We start from the raw sequence: 14,975 nt of genomic DNA, 5'->3' as shown, positions 1-14,975 counted from the left end.
TACACGTCAGCAGTAAGGTCTCTCATGAAAGGCGCTTGACCTTGCCACCATGGCAAGCCCAAAAGTAGCGTCACCAACCCCTGGAGAAACCATGATCACCTTCGAAGTCAAGGACATGACCTGCGGCCACTGCGTGAGCACCATCACCAAGGCCGTGAAGCAGGCGGACAGCGCCGCCCAGGTCCGCGTCGACCTGCCCACGCACCGGGTGCAGATCGAGCCGGGCGAGGCCGATGCCGGCGAACTGGCGGACGCGATCAAGGAGGCGGGCTACACGCCGGTGGCCGTGGGCTGAACCGCGCCTTCCGAGCGGCGGCGCCGCAGCAGCAGGTACGCCGCCGGAATGACGAACATCGACAGCAGCGGCGCCGTGATCATGCCGCCCACCATGGGCGCGGCGATGCGCTGCATCACCTCCGAGCCGGTGCCCTCGCCCCACATGATGGGGAACAGGCCCGCCAGGATCACCGCCACGGTCATGGCCTTGGGCCGCACCCGTTGCACCGCGCCTTCACGGATCGCCTCCACCAGGTCAGCGTGCGAGCCCAGCCCCGCGGCCAGGCGCGCCTGCCACGCCTGCTTCAGGTACAGCAGCATGATGACGCCGAACTCCGCCGCCACGCCCGCCAGCGCAATGAAGCCCACCGCGCCAGCCACCGAGAAGTTGTAGCCCAGCCCCCACAGCAGCCAGACGCCGCCGACCAGCGCGAACGGCAGCGTCGCCATGATCAGCAGGGCTTCGTCCAGGCGGCCGAAGCTGAGGTACAGCAGCACGAAGATGATCAGCAGCGTGAAGGGCACCACCACGCCCAAGCGCGCCGTGGCGCGCTCCAGGAACTCGAACTGCCCCGCCCAGGAGATGGAATAGCCCGGCGGCAGCTTTACCTTGTCGGCCACCACCTGCTGCATGTCGCGCACCGCCGAGCGCAGGTCGCGCCCGCGGATGTCCACGTACACCCAGCCTGCCAGGCGCGCGTTTTCGCTGCGCAACATCGGCGGGCCGTCGCTGATGCGAAGGTCGGCCACGTCGGCCAGCACCAGCCGCTGCCCCCGCCCGGTGACGATGGGCAGGGCGCGCAGCGCCGGCAGCGAATCGCGCAGCTCGCGCGGGTAGCGCAGGTTGATCGGAAAGCGCTGCAGGCCCTCGACCGTTTCGCCGATGTTCTCGCCGCCGATGGCCGAGCCGATCACCGAATGCACGTCGGCGATGTTGAGGCCATAGCGCGCAGCGGCGTCGCGCCGCACGGTGATGTCCACGTAGCGCCCGCCGGTGAGCCGCTCGGCCAGCGCGCTGCTCACGCCGGGCACGGGTTTCAGCGCCCGCTCGATCTCGCCGGTGAGGCGGTCGATGGTCGCGAGGTCCGTGCCGGCCACCTTCACCCCCACCGGGCTCTTGATGCCGGTGGCCAGCATGTCGATGCGGTTGCGGATCGGCGGCACCCAGATGTTGACCAGTCCCGGCACCTTGACGACGCGGTCCAGCTCCTCGACCAGCTTGTCGGTGGTCATGCCCGGGCGCCACTGGTCGCGGGCTTTCAGCTGGATGGTGGTCTCGAACATCTCCAGCGGCGCCGGGTCGGTGGCGGTTTCGGCGCGGCCGGCCTTGCCGTAGACGCTGGCCACCTCCGGCACCGTCTTGATCAGGCGGTCGGTCTGCTGCAGCAGCTCGGCCGCCTTGCCCGCCGACAGGCCGGGCAAGGCCGAGGGCATGTACAGCAGGTCGCCTTCGTCCAGCTGCGGCATGAACTCGCCGCCGATGTGCTGCAGCGGCCACAGGCTCACAGCCAGCAGCAGCGCCGCGATCGCCAGCGTGAGCTTGGGCGCACGCAGCACCGCGTCCAGTGCCGGCCGGTACAGCGCGATCAGCAGGCGGTTGAGCGGGTTGCGCTGCTCGTGCGGGATGCGCCCGCGGATCAGCAGGCCCATCAGCACCGGGATCAAGGTCACCGACAAGCCGGCGGCCGCAGCCATCGAATAGGTCTTGGTGTAGGCCAGCGGCGAGAACAGCCGCCCCTCCTGCGCCTCCAGCGTGAAGACCGGCACGAAGCTCAAGGTGATGATCAGCAGGGAGATGAACAGCGCCGGGCCCACCTCGGCCGCAGCATCGCCGATCACCTGCCAGCGCGCGGCGCCCTGAAGGCTTTCGCCGGGATGTGCATGGCCCCAATGTTCCAGGTGCTTGTGCGCGTTCTCGATCATCACCACGGCTGCATCCACCATCGCGCCGATGGCGATGGCGATGCCGCCCAGCGACATGATGTTGGCGTTGACGCCCTGCAGCTGCATCACGCTGAACGCGGCCAGGATGCCCAGCGGCAGGGACACGATGGCCACGAAGGCCGACCGCAGGTGAAACAGGAACAGGAAACACACCACCGCGACGACGATGAACTCCTCCACCAGCTTGTGCGTGAGGTTGCCCACCGCACGCTCGATCAGGTTCGACCGGTCGTAGGTGGGCACGATCTGCACGCCGCGCGGCAGGCTGGCCTGCAGCGCCTGCAGCTTGCTCTTCACCGCTTCAATCGTCTGCAGCGCGTTCTTGCCCGAGCGCATCACGATCACGCCGCCCACGGCTTCGCCCTCGCCATCGAGCTCGCCGATGCCGCGCCGCATCTCGGGCCCCAGCTGGATGCGCGCCACGTCGCCCAGGCGCACCGGCACGCCGCCGTCGCTGGTGGTGAGCGGGATCGCGCGGAAGTCGTCCAGCGATTGCAGGTAGCCGGAGGCGCGCACCATGTATTCGGCCTCGCCCAGCTCCAGCACGGAGCCGCCGGTTTCCTGGTTGGCGCGCTGGATCGCCTCCACGATGCGGGTGTGCGGGATGTTGTAGGCCGCCAGCCGGGCCGGGTCCACCACCACCTGGTACTGGCGCACCATGCCGCCAATGGTGGCCACCTCGGCCACGCTGGGCACCGTCTTCAGCTCGTACTTGAGGAACCAGTCCTGCAGCGCGCGCAGCTGCGACAGGTCCTGCGTGCCGGAGCGGTCCACCAGCGCGTACTGGTAGATCCAGCCCACGCCGGTGGCGTCGGGCCCCAGCGAGGCCTTGGCCGCGGCGGGCAGGCGTGACTGCACCTGGTTCAGGTACTCCAGCACCCGCGAGCGGGCCCAGTACAGGTCGGTGCCGTCGTCGAACAGCACGTACACATAGGAGTCGCCGAAGAAGGAATAACCGCGCACCGTCTTCGCGCCCGGCACCGACAGCATGGTGGTGGTGAGCGGATGGGTGACCTGGTTCTCCACGATCCGCGGCGCTTGGCCGGGGTAGGTGGTGCGGATGATCACCTGCACGTCGGACAGGTCCGGCAGCGCATCCAGCGGGGTGCGCATCACCGAATACACGCCCCAGGCGCTGAGCATCAGCGTGGCCAGCAGCACCAGCAGGCGGTTGGCGATCGACCAGCGGATCAGGCGGGCGATCACGGTGCGCTCCGGGCGTTCAGCCGGGCCTCCAGCCCGCGCAGGCTGGCTTCGGAGTCGATCAGGAACTGCGCCGACACCACCACCCGCTGGCCGACCTGCAAGCCGCGCCGGACCTCGGTGCGGCCGCCGCTCTCCGCGCCGACCTCCACCTCCACCGGCCGGAAGCGCCCCTGTTCCTCGGCCACCATCACCACCGCGCGCTGGCCGGTCTGGATGACGGCTTCGGTCGGCACCAGCAAGGCCTTGTGCGGCCGCATGCCCATGAACTGCAGCGTCACGAACATGCCGGGCACCAGGCGGCCGCCGGGGTTGGCCAGCTCGACACGGGCCTTCAGCGTGCGGGTGCTGGGCGACACCTCGGGCAGCAGGGCCTGCACCTCCCCGTCGAAGCCGGGGCCTTGCACCGCGGGGCTGCTCGCGTGCACCCGGCTGCCCGGACGCAGCAGGGCGGCCTGGCTTTCGGGCACCTCGGCATTCGCCCACACGGTGGCCAGGCCATTGATGCGGAACAGCGTGCTGCCCGGCATCACGCTCATGCCTTCGCGCGCGGCCAGCTCCACCACCACGCCACCCATCGGCGCGGCCAGCGTGATACGTGGATGGGCGCGTCCGGTGCGTTCCACCAGGCCGATCTGCTCATCGCTCATTCCCACCTGGCGCATGCGCTGGCGCGCGCCCTCCACCAGGGGCGCCAGATTGGCGCCCTGCATGCGGCGCAGCGCAAGGTACTCCTCCTGCGCGGCCACCCAGTCCGGCACGTACAGCTCGGCCAGCGGCTGGCCCTTGCGCACCGCATCCAGCGTGGCACGCACATGCAGGCGCTCCACGTAGCCGGCCGCGCGCGCCTGCACCACCACCAGGTCGCGCTCGTTGTAGGCGATGCTGCCCACGGCGGAGAGCTGCGGCTGCAGCAGGCCCTCCACGACTTCCGCCGTGCGCAGGCCCAGGTTCTGCTGCACGCGCGGGCTCACCGTCATCCGGCCCTCGTCGCCGTCCGCGCCGGCCAGCACCGGCACCAGCATCATGTCCATGAAGGGTGACTTGCCCGGGCGGTCGAACTTGCTCGACGGCACCATCGGGTCCATGTAGTACAGGATCTTGCGGCCGCTCGCCGGGTCGACGTCGCCGGCCTTGAGCCCCGCAGCGATATGGCGCTGGGTGGCCTCTTCGCCATCGATGGCCGGCGGCTCGGCGGGCGCGGCGGCGCCGGCGGCCTGCGGGGGCGCCGCGGCCACAGGCCCTTGCGCGGGATGCCACTGCCCCAGCCGGTAGAGGCCCAAGCCCGCGCTCGCCAGCACCGCGGCGGCCAGCATGCCGCCCACCCAAAGATTCGTCTTCATCGCTGGGCCTCCGGTTCGCCGTGTGTCCAGGGCGCAAGGGTGTTCAGCCGCACCCAGAGCCGGGCCGCCTCCATCTCCAGGCGCAGGCGGTCCATGCGGGTGTCGATCTCGGCACGCCGGGCTTCCAGCACTGCCGCCAGCGGGCCCGCCCCGCCGCGATAGGCGGCCAAGGCGGCCTGCGATCGCTGCTGCGCGAGCGGCTGCAAGGCATCGTCATAGCGCTGCAGCCGCTGGCGTGCGCTGCGCCATTCCTGCAGCAGCGCGCGGGTGTCCGCGGCATGCGCCCGGGTCGCTTCCTCACGCTGGGCACGCACCTGTGCGACGGTGGCCAGGCGCGCGGCGAGCTCGCGGTCCTGCCGGTGCGGGCGGTCCCACTGCAAGGGCACCGAGACGGTGACCGACACCATGTTGCTGTAGCCGGGGCCGCGCTGGCTGAACATCAGCTCCACGCTGGGGTCCGGCTGCAGGTTGCTGCGCGCCAGGTCGGCATCGGCCTGCGCGATCGACTCCTGCTGCGCCATCAGGGCGAGCTCCGGATGGTGGGCAACCACGGCATCCAAGTCGTCATCGCTCCAGCGCAAGCGGTCCAGCGCGGGGGCGGGGCCCGGCGCTTCGCCGGCCGCGGGGCCGACCCAGCGCGCCAGCATCGTGCCGGCGGTCGCGAGTTCGCGCCCGGTCTGCGCCAGCCGATCCTCGACCAAGGCCACGGCAGAACGCGCCGCGAACACGTCGGCCTGTGAGCCGGTGCGGCCGCGGTAGGCCGCTTCCGCGGCGTCCACCTGCAGGCGGGCCTCGGTGCGCTGCTCGGCCAGCAGCGCCTGCATGCGCTGCAGGAAGTGCCGGTCAAGCCAGGCCGTGGCCGTGTCGCGCTGCAGGTTCGCCAGCAGCCACTGCCGTTGGGTTTCGGCCGCCGCCGCCTCCCGCTCCAAGCGTGCGCTGCGTGCCTGCAGCTTGCCCGGCCGGGTGAGCTCCTGCATCACGCCGATGCTGCGCATCGTCATGAAGTCGCTGGTCAGGCTGAAGCGGTCGCTGCCGTTGACCGGCAGGTTGGCGACGCCGACCTTCAGCGTGGGGTCGGGGCGCTGGCCGGCCGCAACGGCCATCTCGCGCGCCGCGGTGGCGGCCGCCGCCTGCGCGGGCAGCTGCAGCGAGCGCTGCTGCGCCAGGCGCAGGCTGTCGTCGAAACCGAGCGGGCCGGCGATGGCAGGCGCGGCCGCAGCCAGCACGGCCAAGGCGAGGCCACGCACGGCATGGTGGAAGGAAGCTGGCATGGCAAACCCCAGACGACACAGGGATCGGTACCCCGCCTTGGGGCGCGAGGTACCACGTGCAGCGCTGGGCCGACGCCCTCAGCGCTGGTGTCGTGCAGGGATCAAATGCGCAGCACGCAGTGCAGGATCGCGTGCGGCGGTGGTGGCGCGGCCGGCGGTGTGTCGACCGCAGCCTGGGGGCTTGCACCGTTGGCCAGCAGGACGGGCGCGTCCGGCAGCAGGTAGAGCAAGGCAGGTGCCGCCGCCTGCACCGCGGGCTGCGCAGCGGTGTCCACGCTCTGCTGGCCGAAACGGCAATGCTCGGCACACAACGCAGCGGCATCCGGGTCCATCTCGTCGCAGCCGGGCATCGCGGCCGCGGTGGCCATCGGCATGGGGCTCGACAGCCCGGGGCAGGCATAAGCCGCAACCGCCATCTGCGCAAACAGCAGCACGCCGGCCAGGCATTGGCAGACGAGGCGACGGAGCTTGCGCGAGAGCGTCATGAAGGTGTGGATTCTAGGGCTGCGAGGACGAGCACTGGTGGCGTGTGCCGTGTGATCGTGCTCCGGCTCAGCCAGGTCAACGGCCCTTCTGAAGGCGGGCTTTCAGCGCGACGGCCGACGACGACTTGTTGGTCCACATCCAGCAGTAGTCCTGGTCCAGCGCCACGTCGAGCGTGCCATCGGCCTGGGTCACTCCGTCCTGCTTGGCGGGAAAGCGAACCTCCTTGCCCTCGTGGTAGTGCACGTTGAAGTTCAGCGGCGCCGCGGCCTCGAACTTCCACTGCACCTTCTCACCGCGGGCCAGCCTGCCGCACCACTCGGCGAACTTGCCAGGGGCCACCTGGAACTCGCGCGCCGCCACGCCGCCAGCGGCCCATTCGATATCGGCCAGCTCCGCCTGGGCGCCGGTGGCCAGCGCCCACAGGGCCGACCCACACGACGCGACGATGAAGCGCTTGATCACTCTGTCCATGCTGAACTCCTGTGCGAGGAAAACTCAGTGTTGATGGCCAGCCGGTGCACCGGCCTTTCGCACGGCGACCCCCACCTGGCCCTTCATGCCGGCGTCGTAGTGGCCCGGCTGCAGGCAGGCGAAGGGCACCTTGCCGGCCTTGGTGAAATGCCAGACGACCTCGCCGGTCTGCCCGGGCTGCACGGTCACCTGGTTGGGATCCTCGTGTTCCATCTCCGGGAACTTCTTCATCAGCTCGGCGTGCTGCTTCAGCGCCTTTTCGTCGCCCAGCACGAACTCATGCTTGAGCCGGCCCGAGTTCTTGACCACGAAGCGGATCGTCTCGCCCTGACGCGCCTGCACGCTCGCAGGCGTGAAGCGCATGTTGTCCGTCATGTCCACCTCGACGGTGCGCGTGGCCTTGGCCGGATCGCCGGCTTCGCCGATGGCGGCGCCGTGGTCGTCGGCATGGGCATGGGCCGCTGGCGGCGCCGATGCGGCCTTGTCGTGGGCCTGGGCCGCGGTGGCCCAGGCGAGCGAGGCACCCAGCAGGGCGAGGCAGAGTGGGGTCTTCATGGTGTTCATCCTGTGCATCAATGGCCTGAATGGCCGGTGTGCCCGCTGGGCTTGCGAATCTGGACCTCGATCTCGCGGGCGGGCGTGGCACCGGCTTTCGGCAGCGCGGCCCGGGTGGGCTGCGCCAGTGCGCCGGTCCATTCGTAGGCCTGCGTGCCCTTGGGCTGCTGGAACCAGCCGGGGTCGCGGTAGTCACCCGCTTTGAGGCCGCGCCGCACCTTCACCGTGGTGAACATGCCGCCCATCTCCAGGCTGCCGAACGGGCCTTCACCACCCATCATGGGCGCGGTGTTGTCCGGAATGGGCATCTCCATCTCCGCCATGTCGGCCATGCCGCGCTCGCCCATCACCATGTAGTCGGGGATCACCTGGGTGATCTTCTTGACGACATCACGGTGGTCCACACCGATCATGTTGGGCACGTCGTGGCCCATCGCGTTCATGGTGTGGTGGCTCTTGTGGCAATGGAAGGCCCAGTCGCCCTCCTCGTCCGCCACGAACTCCAGCTGCCGCATCTGGCCCACGCCGATGTCGGTGGTCACCTCATGCCACCGCGCGGTGCGCGGGATGGGGCCGCCATCGGTGCCGGTGACCATGAACTCATGGCCGTGGATGTGCATCGGATGGTTGGTCATCGTGAGGTTGCCCACGCGGATGCGCACCCGGTCGCCCTGGCGCGCGACCATCGGCGAGATGCCCGGGAACACGCGGCTGTTGAAGGTCCACAGGTTGAAGTCCAGCATCGTCATGGTCTTGGGCGTGTAGGCGCCGGGCTCCACGTCGTAGGCGTTGAGCAGGAAGCAGTAGTCGCGGTCCACCTCGTCGATCAGTGGATGCTTCGCCCTCGGGTGCGTCACCCAGAAGCCCATCATGCCCATGGCCATCTGCGTCATCTCGTCGGCATGCGGGTGGTACATGAAGGTGCCCGGCCGGCGCGCCACGAACTCGTAGACGAAGGTCTTGCCCGGCTCGATGGCCGGCTGGGTGAGCCCGGTCACGCCGTCCATGCCGTTGGGCAGGCGCTGGCCGTGCCAGTGGATGGACGTGCGCTCGGGCAGCTTGTTGGTCACGAAGATGCGCACCCGGTCGCCTTCCACCACCTCGATCGTGGGGCCGGGCGACTGGCCGTTGTAGCCCCACAGGTGCGCCTTGAAGCCGGGCGCCATCTCGCGCACCACCGGTTCGGCCACGAGGTGGAACTCCTTGATGCCGTTGTTCATGCGCCAGGGCAAGGTCCAGCCGTTCAAGGTGACCACCGGGTTGTAGGGGCGGCCGGTGGGGGGCGCCAGCGGGGCCATGGTGTCTGGGCTGGCCTGGACCACCGGTTCGGGCAAGGCGGCCATCGCCACCTTGCTGACACTGGCCGCAGCCATGGCGACGCCGGCACCTGCGGTGCCCAGCATGAATTGCCGTCGGTTGTTGCTCATGGTCTTGTGCATCAATGGCCGGAGGCGGGCGCGCCGGCGCTGGCCGGGCGGGCGTCCATGCCGGGGAACGGGGTCGGCTTGCCAAGCGCAGCGGCCTGCAGGCCGGCGTCGGCGAGCCAGAAGTCGCGCTGCGCGTCTATCGCCTGGATCACGCTGCCGATCTGCTCGCGGGCGTCGGCCAGCAGCTCGAACACGCCGATCAGCATGCCGTTGTAGCGCAGCAGGTTTTCCTCCTGGATGGTCCTGCGCAGCGGCACGATCTCGTCGCGGTAGTGCCGTGCGAGGTCGTAGGCGGTGCGGTAGCTGCCATACGCCTCGCGCAGCTGCGAGGCCGCTTGCACGCCCACGGCGGCCGCCTTGTTCAGCGCCGCCAGGTAGCTGGCCTGTGCTTGAGCACGGTGCGCATCGCCGGCGTCGAAGATCGGCAGCGGCAGTTCCAGGTCAAAGCCCTTTTGTGGCGGCGCGCCGCTGGCCGAGTTGCGCTGCACACCCAGGTGCAGGCCGTCGACCAGGCTGGTCACACGCGTCAGGCCCTGCTCCTGCGCCACCACGCCCAGGTGCGCCTTCGCGAGCGCGACGTCCAAGCGGCCGTCCAGCGCCTGCTGGCCGAAGGCGTGTTCCTCCTGGGGTTGTGCCGGCAGATCGGGCAGGCGCTCGGGCAGCTTCAGGCCGGTGGCCTGCTCGGCGTCCAGGCCCAGCGCGCGTACCAGCGCTTCGCGCGTGGACTGGGCGGCCTGTCGTGCGCGCGCGAGCTGGGCCACCGCCTCGGCATAGAAGGCCTGCTGGCGCGCCCGCTGCAGCTTGCTGAAGTTACCCACCGCCTGCATGCGGCGCGCCAGCTCGGCGCTGGCATCGGCCGCGGTCTTCACCTGCTCGAAGTAGGCCAGCGACTGCTGGGCCGCGACGGCGCGCACCCAGGCCGCCCGCGCGTCGATGGCCGCCTGCGCCACCTCGCCCACCGCTTGCAGACGCAGCTGCTGCTGGCGCTGGTCCGCCTGGCGTGCCCGGGCCGGCAGCAGCAGCAGGTCCAGCAGCGGCAGGGTGAGCGCGCGGCCGATCTCCAGCTCGCGGCCATCGCCCTCGCCCCGCACCAGGCGCTCGAAGCTGAAGACCGGATTCGGCAGCCGGGCCGACTGCGTGGCGGCCGCGGACGAGGCCGCGCCTTCGGCCAAGGCCGACTGCAACGCCGGGCTGTAGGCCAGCGCAATGCGCACCGCATCGTCTTGCGACAGCGGCCGGGCCAGCGCAGCGTCCACGTCGGACCGGGCCTGGCGCCGCGCCTCGTCGGTGGTCAGCCATTTCAGGTCGGCGCCCAGCCGCTCGCGACTGCTGCGCTGCACCTCGGCGTAGTTCGATTCGATGGCCGGGGCGGCGCAGCCGGTGAGCAGGACCGCTGCTGCCGCGGCCGCAACGCGCCATCGCAGACGTGTGGGGTTGGGGCGCCGCATCATGGCTTGGGCCCGCCATGGTGGCCGGCGTGCCCGGCCGCGGCTGGCGATGCAGCACCCGGCTCGCCAGCAGGGGCAGAGGGTGCCCCGGCCGGCGCGGCCGCGCCCTCGTGGGCAGCGGCCGCTTCGCGGGCATAAGCCTTCCAGCCGCCGATGCGGGCCACCAGCTCGTTGCTGGTGCGCCAGGGGGCGACGGGCTGTTCGGCGAAGCGGTTGTAGCCGTCGAAGGCCGACCGATGGGTGGCGGCAGGCGCCACCGGCTGAGCCACGGCGGCGGGAAGCGGGATGGCGCTCAACAGCACCATGGAAACGATGCGGGCATGCAAAGGCATCGATGTCCTCTTGAAGCAGGAGGTGGACCGCGAAGCTCACGCGGTACGACACGCGGCAGCACACCGGGGCCCGGCGCACATGATGGCGCGGCCGGCCCGGCTGCCGCGGGCTCGTCAGAGGGAGGTCGTTCGAGGCGGTCGCTCGGGGCCGCCGGTGAGGAAGGCGACCAGGGGCCGCTCAGGGTCCGGCGTCAGAGGCTCCGTGACGCCCTGCGAGACGAGCAACAGCGGCATCGCCGGCAGCGCCGTGGCGCTGCAGCAGGAAGCGCAGGCGCTGCAGCTGTGCTTGCCGCCGGCAGGGTGATGCGTGGCATGGGCATCACCGGCCGGCTCCGTTGCGGCGCCTGCGTGGTGGTGGCCGCCATGGCCCTCGTGATGGTCCCCCGGGCCCGCCACCGCAGCCTCGTGGCTGGGCATGCCGGCGCAATGCAGCATCGTGGCGGCGGCCACTCCCTGGATCGGGAGCGCCACGGCGATCAGCCAGAGGGCAAGGAGTCGTGCGAGGGTGCGCATGCAAGGGAGTCCGCTGCGGCCATGATGAAGCTTGCCACACTGGCAATGTCAAGCGGCAGCGCACCGCAGCCGGCCGCCCCGCCGCGGCGGGCCTCGTTTTCAGTCGGCCGCGAAGCAGTAGAACAGCCCCGCGCCGCCGGTGGCCTTCAGCGCATCGGCGCTGCAGCCGCGGCTCTGGTGCGAGGAGTTCCAGGACTTGGCCGGCACGCTCTCGTCCAGGCCGGTGCGGTCATGGTGGCCCACCATCGCGGCGCCGTCGGTGCTGGAGGTCCAGTTGCGGCAGGTGCTGTCCACGTTGCCCGCGATGAACACGCCGCTGGGCTGCGAGCCGGTCAGGACGTCGTGCATGTTGGGCGTGTCGCCGCGGCCGTTGATCGTGGCGCCCCGCTCGGTGAGCGCGGTCTGCTTGTTGATGTTGTTGGCGCTGTGCAGGTTCTCCACGTCGGTGGCGATCACGTCGCCCTTGGCATTGCGCCAGGGCCCCTTGCCGATGCGGTCGCGTGCGTTCACGCCCGGCTTGCCGCCTTCGGGCTGCGCGCTGAGGTAGGCGCGCCAGGTGCGGTTGCCCGCGCCCGCCGCGGTGGCCAGCGCCTGGCACTGCCGGTCAGCACCCTCCAGGCCGCCCAGGTCGGCGCCCTTGCCGGGCCCGGAGCTGGTGACGAAGAAGCTCATGCCGTCCTTGCTGGCGCCGGGCGTGCCGGCGCAGGCGGCCAGCAGCGCGGCGGCGATCACTGAAAGGCTGAGCCCGAGTCCGAGACGTGCTTGCATGAATCCCCCAGGTGGTTGAACAGTCCGGCCCACGCTGCGGCAAACCCCGCGCCTGCTCAGGCCGCGGTGCCGCCGCCCACCGCCTCCAGCTGCACGCCCAGCGCCTGCACCTCGGGCCATGCCCGGTCGGTGACCAGCAGGTGCACCTCCGGCCAGCGGGCCACCGAAAAAGGCGCCACGCTGGCCTGCTTGGAGTGGTCGGCAAGGATCATCGTGCGGGCCGCCGCGGCCACCATCGCCCGCTTGACGGCGCTGTCCGATTCGTCGGCGGCGGTCACGCCCATGCGCGCGTCCAGCGCGCAGGCGCCCGGCACCGCCCAGTCGGCCCGGCAGCCGGCCAGCAGCGCCAGCGCGGCCGGGCCCCAGAACGCGCGCTGCGCCGGCTGCCATGTGCCACCCGTCAGCACCAGCTGCACGTCCTTGTCCCGATCGAACAGCGTGGCCACGTCCAGGGCGTTGGTGACCACGGTGAGCGGGCGTGCGGTGAGCGCACGCGCCATCGCCAGCGTGGTGGTGCCCGCGTCCAAGATCAGCGTCTGCCCCGGCTGCACATGCCGCGCCGCCGCGCGGCCGATCTCCTGCTTGGCCTGCGGCAGCACGGTGGAGCGCTCCTGCACGCCCAGGCGCGCGGTGTCCAGCATCACGGCGCCGCCATGGGTCTTCTGCAGGGCACCCTGGGCTTGCAGCTCCAGCAGGTCGCGCCGGATGGTGTGTTCGGAGACTCCGAGGTTTCGAGCAAGATCGAGCACTTCCACACGGCCGTGGTCGCGCAGCCAACCCAGGATGCGGGCGCGCCGCTCCTCGGCAAAGCGTGGGCGTTGGATGGCGTCATCCTCGGTGGAGGCGGTAGTGGTGTCGGGGGGCATGGTGCTAGAGGGTCTCCGGCAAAGCCCCGCGCGTGGGCGAGGGCTTGCAGGATTCTAAACACGCTGGCATGCTCTTTTAAGCTCGAAATTGATTCATTCTGCATGACCGACCTCTTCCACCGCGCTCCTGGGGCCACCGGCCCGCGCGCCATCCGCTCGGCCTGGGCCGCGATTGCCGCGCTGTTCTTCGCCAACGGCGCCGCCTTTGCCACCTGGGTGTCCAACATCCCGGACGTGCGGGACGCGCTCTCGCTCGACGAAGCGCAACTCGGCAGCGCCCTCTTCGCCATGGCGCTGGGCGCGTTGCTGGCGTTTCCGCTGGCCGGCCGCGGCTGCCGCGTGCTCGGCGCGCGCGAGGTGACGATGGGCTCCGCACTGGCACTGGCTTTCCTGCTGCCGCATCCGGCATGGGTGGGCCTGCCTTCGTCCCTGGCGCTGTCGCTGTTTGCCCTGGGCGCTGCCAATGGCGCGATGGATGTGGCGATGAATGCGCTGGCCGCCGACCTGCAGGCGCGCGCCGGCCGGCCCATCATGTCGCGGCTGCACGGCATGTGGAGCGCGGGTGGCCTGGCCGGCGCCGGGCTGGGCGCGCTGGCTCACCGGCTGGACATGCCGCCCGCGTGGCACCTGCTGGCCGCATCGGGCTTCGTGGCGGCCACCGTGTGGCTGGCGCGCCGGTTTCTGCCGCGGCTGGTGGTGGACGCAGCGCCGCCCGCGCCGCGTGCACCGGTGCATGCACCGCGCGCGATGGCGGGCCTGGCGGTGATCGTGTTCTGCGCCTTCCTGATCGAAGGCGCGGCTGCCGACTGGAGCGCCGTCTTCCTGCACCACACGCTGGGCCAGTCCACCAGCGTGGCGGCCCTGGGTTATGCCGCGTTTTCGCTCACCATGACGGCCATGCGCCTCGCGGGCGACGCGGTGGTGGCGCGGCTGGGGCCGTCGCGCCCCCTGCGCGCCTGCAATGCACTGGCCGCGGTGGCGTTGGCGGCCGCACTCCTCACCGGGCAGGTGCCGCTGGTCTTCCTGGCGCTCGCCCTGGTCGGGCTGGCGGTGGCCATCGTGGCGCCGCTGGTGTTTGCCGCGGCCGCGCAGCGCAGCCCGCACAGCGCCGGCGAAGGCATCGCCTTGATGGCTGGTGCCGGCTATGGCGGCTTCCTGCTCGGCCCGCCGTGCATCGGCTGGCTGGCGCACGCCATCGGGCTGCAGGCCGCGCTGGGCCTGCTGGTGCTGCTGCTCACGCTCATCGCCCTGCTCTCCCACCAACTCCGCCAGCGGCCGCATGCCGCCTGCGCCGCGGACACCCCGGCCGGTGGCGCCTGCCATCAGCCCTGAAAGGCTCCCCATGACCGACACCCCGCATCCGCGCATCCGCATCGTCGAAGAGCGCCTGCTCTGCGATCACTGGTCCACGCTGAAGACCACCCGTTTCGACTACCTGCGCCGCGACGGCACCTGGCAACGCCTGCAGCGCGAAACCTACGACCGCGGCAATGGCGCCGCGCTGCTGCTGTTCAATGCCGTGCGCGGCACCGTCGTGCTCACGCGGCAGTTCCGCTACCCGGCGTTCGTGAACGGCTGCGCGGACGGCATGCTGCTGGAGGCCTGCGCCGGCTTGCTGGACGGTGACGACCCGCACGACTGCGTGCGCAAGGAGGCGCAGGAAGAAACCGGCTATGCGGTGCAGACGCCGCGCAAGGTCTTCGAGGCCTACATGAGCCCCGGCTCCGTCACCGAGAAGCTGCACTTCTTCGTCGCCGAATACGACGAGGCCCAGCGTGTGGGCCAGGGCGGCGGCGAGCACAGCGAAGGCGAGGACATCGAGGTGATCGAGATGCCGCTGGCCGAGGCCCTGGCGCTCATCGCCAGCGGGGGCATCCAGGACGGCAAGACCATCATGCTGCTGCAGCACGCCGCGCTGGTGGGGCTGGCACAGCTGCGCGGCTGACCCGTCGAACCGCGCAAACCTTGCCGCAAAGCCCGGCACCGCCGGCGTGCGTGGTGCGGGTGCAGGCCCAGCTTGCCCGGGAAACCCCTTATGCGGCATCCATGTCCGGCCTCCCGAACCCCGGCAC

15 protein-coding genes are annotated in these 14,975 nt (G+C 70.9%); 3 read left to right on the top strand and 12 right to left on the bottom strand.

Features of this window, described 5'->3' with window-relative positions; all coding sequences use genetic code 11:
- Positions 1–91: 91 nt before the first annotated feature.
- Positions 92–295: a heavy-metal-associated domain-containing protein gene (locus VPH43_RS24120; RefSeq protein ID WP_328580327.1), complete on the top strand. Its 204-nt coding sequence runs from the start codon at positions 92–94 to the stop codon at positions 293–295.
- On the opposite strand, the gene VPH43_RS24115 is transcribed toward VPH43_RS24120, so the two are convergent.
- The 12 genes from VPH43_RS24115 to VPH43_RS24060 form a co-directional block, all read right to left on the bottom strand.
- Positions 271–3,426: an efflux RND transporter permease subunit gene (locus VPH43_RS24115; RefSeq protein WP_328580326.1), complete on the bottom strand. Its 3,156-nt coding sequence runs from the start codon at positions 3,424–3,426 to the stop codon at positions 271–273. The two genes, VPH43_RS24120 and VPH43_RS24115, sit on opposite strands and share 25 nt — an antisense overlap.
- Complete coding sequence (locus VPH43_RS24110; protein WP_442909335.1) at positions 3,423–4,766, bottom strand: efflux RND transporter periplasmic adaptor subunit; 1,344 nt, start codon at positions 4,764–4,766, stop codon at positions 3,423–3,425. The genes VPH43_RS24115 and VPH43_RS24110 overlap by 4 nt, the downstream gene beginning before the upstream one ends.
- Positions 4,763–6,037, bottom strand: a complete 1,275-nt coding sequence (locus tag VPH43_RS24105) for a TolC family protein (RefSeq protein ID WP_328580325.1) — start codon at positions 6,035–6,037, stop codon at positions 4,763–4,765. Before VPH43_RS24105 ends, VPH43_RS24110 begins: the two co-directional genes overlap by 4 nt.
- 101 nt (positions 6,038–6,138) lie before the next feature.
- Positions 6,139–6,522: a hypothetical protein gene (locus tag VPH43_RS24100; protein ID WP_328580324.1), complete on the bottom strand. Its 384-nt coding sequence runs from the start codon at positions 6,520–6,522 to the stop codon at positions 6,139–6,141.
- Between the two features lie 76 nt (positions 6,523–6,598).
- A complete protein-coding gene (locus VPH43_RS24095) occupies positions 6,599–6,994 on the bottom strand; it encodes a hypothetical protein (protein ID WP_328580323.1) in 396 nt (131 codons plus the stop codon).
- Between the two features lie 24 nt (positions 6,995–7,018).
- Positions 7,019–7,549 (bottom strand): cupredoxin domain-containing protein, encoded by a 531-nt coding sequence (locus VPH43_RS24090; protein ID WP_328580322.1) that lies wholly within the window; start codon positions 7,547–7,549, stop codon positions 7,019–7,021.
- A gap of 17 nt (positions 7,550–7,566) precedes the next feature.
- Positions 7,567–8,976, bottom strand: a complete 1,410-nt coding sequence (locus VPH43_RS24085; RefSeq protein ID WP_328580321.1) for a multicopper oxidase family protein — start codon at positions 8,974–8,976, stop codon at positions 7,567–7,569.
- Between the two features lie 11 nt (positions 8,977–8,987).
- The gene (locus tag VPH43_RS24080; protein ID WP_328580320.1) at positions 8,988–10,427 is read right to left on the bottom strand and encodes a TolC family protein; all 1,440 of its coding nucleotides are present in this window, start codon (positions 10,425–10,427) and stop codon (positions 8,988–8,990) included.
- Positions 10,424–10,756: a hypothetical protein gene (locus VPH43_RS24075; protein ID WP_328580319.1), complete on the bottom strand. Its 333-nt coding sequence runs from the start codon at positions 10,754–10,756 to the stop codon at positions 10,424–10,426. The genes VPH43_RS24080 and VPH43_RS24075 overlap by 4 nt, the downstream gene beginning before the upstream one ends.
- A 114-nt stretch (positions 10,757–10,870) precedes the next feature.
- Complete coding sequence (locus VPH43_RS24070; protein WP_328580318.1) at positions 10,871–11,269, bottom strand: hypothetical protein; 399 nt, start codon at positions 11,267–11,269, stop codon at positions 10,871–10,873.
- A gap of 99 nt (positions 11,270–11,368) precedes the next feature.
- Positions 11,369–12,037, bottom strand: a complete 669-nt coding sequence (locus tag VPH43_RS24065) for a hypothetical protein (protein WP_328580317.1) — start codon at positions 12,035–12,037, stop codon at positions 11,369–11,371.
- A gap of 56 nt (positions 12,038–12,093) precedes the next feature.
- Positions 12,094–12,903 carry a DeoR/GlpR family DNA-binding transcription regulator gene (locus VPH43_RS24060; RefSeq protein WP_328580316.1) on the bottom strand — a complete coding sequence of 270 codons (810 nt, stop codon included), beginning with the start codon at positions 12,901–12,903 and terminating at the stop codon, positions 12,094–12,096.
- Between the two features lie 102 nt (positions 12,904–13,005).
- On the opposite strand from VPH43_RS24060, the gene VPH43_RS24055 reads away from it, so the two are divergent.
- Together VPH43_RS24055 and VPH43_RS24050 are read left to right on the top strand one after the other, a co-directional pair.
- Positions 13,006–14,235: an MFS transporter gene (locus VPH43_RS24055; RefSeq protein ID WP_328580315.1), complete on the top strand. Its 1,230-nt coding sequence runs from the start codon at positions 13,006–13,008 to the stop codon at positions 14,233–14,235.
- A gap of 10 nt (positions 14,236–14,245) precedes the next feature.
- Complete coding sequence (locus tag VPH43_RS24050; protein ID WP_328580314.1) at positions 14,246–14,848, top strand: NUDIX domain-containing protein; 603 nt, start codon at positions 14,246–14,248, stop codon at positions 14,846–14,848.
- The last annotated feature ends 127 nt before the right edge of the window (positions 14,849–14,975 follow it).

Origin of the sequence: Ideonella sp. BN130291 (assembly GCF_036231905.1) — a bacterium.
Classification (GTDB): domain Bacteria; phylum Pseudomonadota; class Gammaproteobacteria; order Burkholderiales; family Burkholderiaceae_C; genus CAMLIZ01.
This window is presented reverse-complemented; position numbering and strand designations above follow the sequence as displayed.

What these genes read in the sequence shown, in the direction of transcription:
- VPH43_RS24120 (WP_328580327.1), top strand. Translation starts at nt 92, where the DNA reads ATGATCACCTTCGAAGTCAAGGACATGACCTGCGGCCACTGCGTGAGC.
- VPH43_RS24110 (WP_442909335.1), bottom strand. Translation starts at nt 4,766, where the DNA reads ATGAAGACGAATCTTTGGGTGGGCGGCATGCTGGCCGCCGCGGTGCTG.
- VPH43_RS24105 (WP_328580325.1), bottom strand. Translation starts at nt 6,037, where the DNA reads ATGCCAGCTTCCTTCCACCATGCCGTGCGTGGCCTCGCCTTGGCCGTG.
- VPH43_RS24100 (WP_328580324.1), bottom strand. Translation starts at nt 6,522, where the DNA reads ATGACGCTCTCGCGCAAGCTCCGTCGCCTCGTCTGCCAATGCCTGGCC.
- VPH43_RS24095 (WP_328580323.1), bottom strand. Translation starts at nt 6,994, where the DNA reads ATGGACAGAGTGATCAAGCGCTTCATCGTCGCGTCGTGTGGGTCGGCC.
- VPH43_RS24090 (WP_328580322.1), bottom strand. Translation starts at nt 7,549, where the DNA reads ATGAAGACCCCACTCTGCCTCGCCCTGCTGGGTGCCTCGCTCGCCTGG.
- VPH43_RS24085 (WP_328580321.1), bottom strand. Translation starts at nt 8,976, where the DNA reads ATGAGCAACAACCGACGGCAATTCATGCTGGGCACCGCAGGTGCCGGC.
- VPH43_RS24080 (WP_328580320.1), bottom strand. Translation starts at nt 10,427, where the DNA reads ATGATGCGGCGCCCCAACCCCACACGTCTGCGATGGCGCGTTGCGGCC.
- VPH43_RS24075 (WP_328580319.1), bottom strand. Translation starts at nt 10,756, where the DNA reads ATGCCTTTGCATGCCCGCATCGTTTCCATGGTGCTGTTGAGCGCCATC.
- VPH43_RS24070 (WP_328580318.1), bottom strand. Translation starts at nt 11,269, where the DNA reads ATGCGCACCCTCGCACGACTCCTTGCCCTCTGGCTGATCGCCGTGGCG.
- VPH43_RS24065 (WP_328580317.1), bottom strand. Translation starts at nt 12,037, where the DNA reads ATGCAAGCACGTCTCGGACTCGGGCTCAGCCTTTCAGTGATCGCCGCC.
- VPH43_RS24060 (WP_328580316.1), bottom strand. Translation starts at nt 12,903, where the DNA reads ATGCCCCCCGACACCACTACCGCCTCCACCGAGGATGACGCCATCCAA.
- VPH43_RS24055 (WP_328580315.1), top strand. Translation starts at nt 13,006, where the DNA reads ATGACCGACCTCTTCCACCGCGCTCCTGGGGCCACCGGCCCGCGCGCC.
- VPH43_RS24050 (WP_328580314.1), top strand. Translation starts at nt 14,246, where the DNA reads ATGACCGACACCCCGCATCCGCGCATCCGCATCGTCGAAGAGCGCCTG.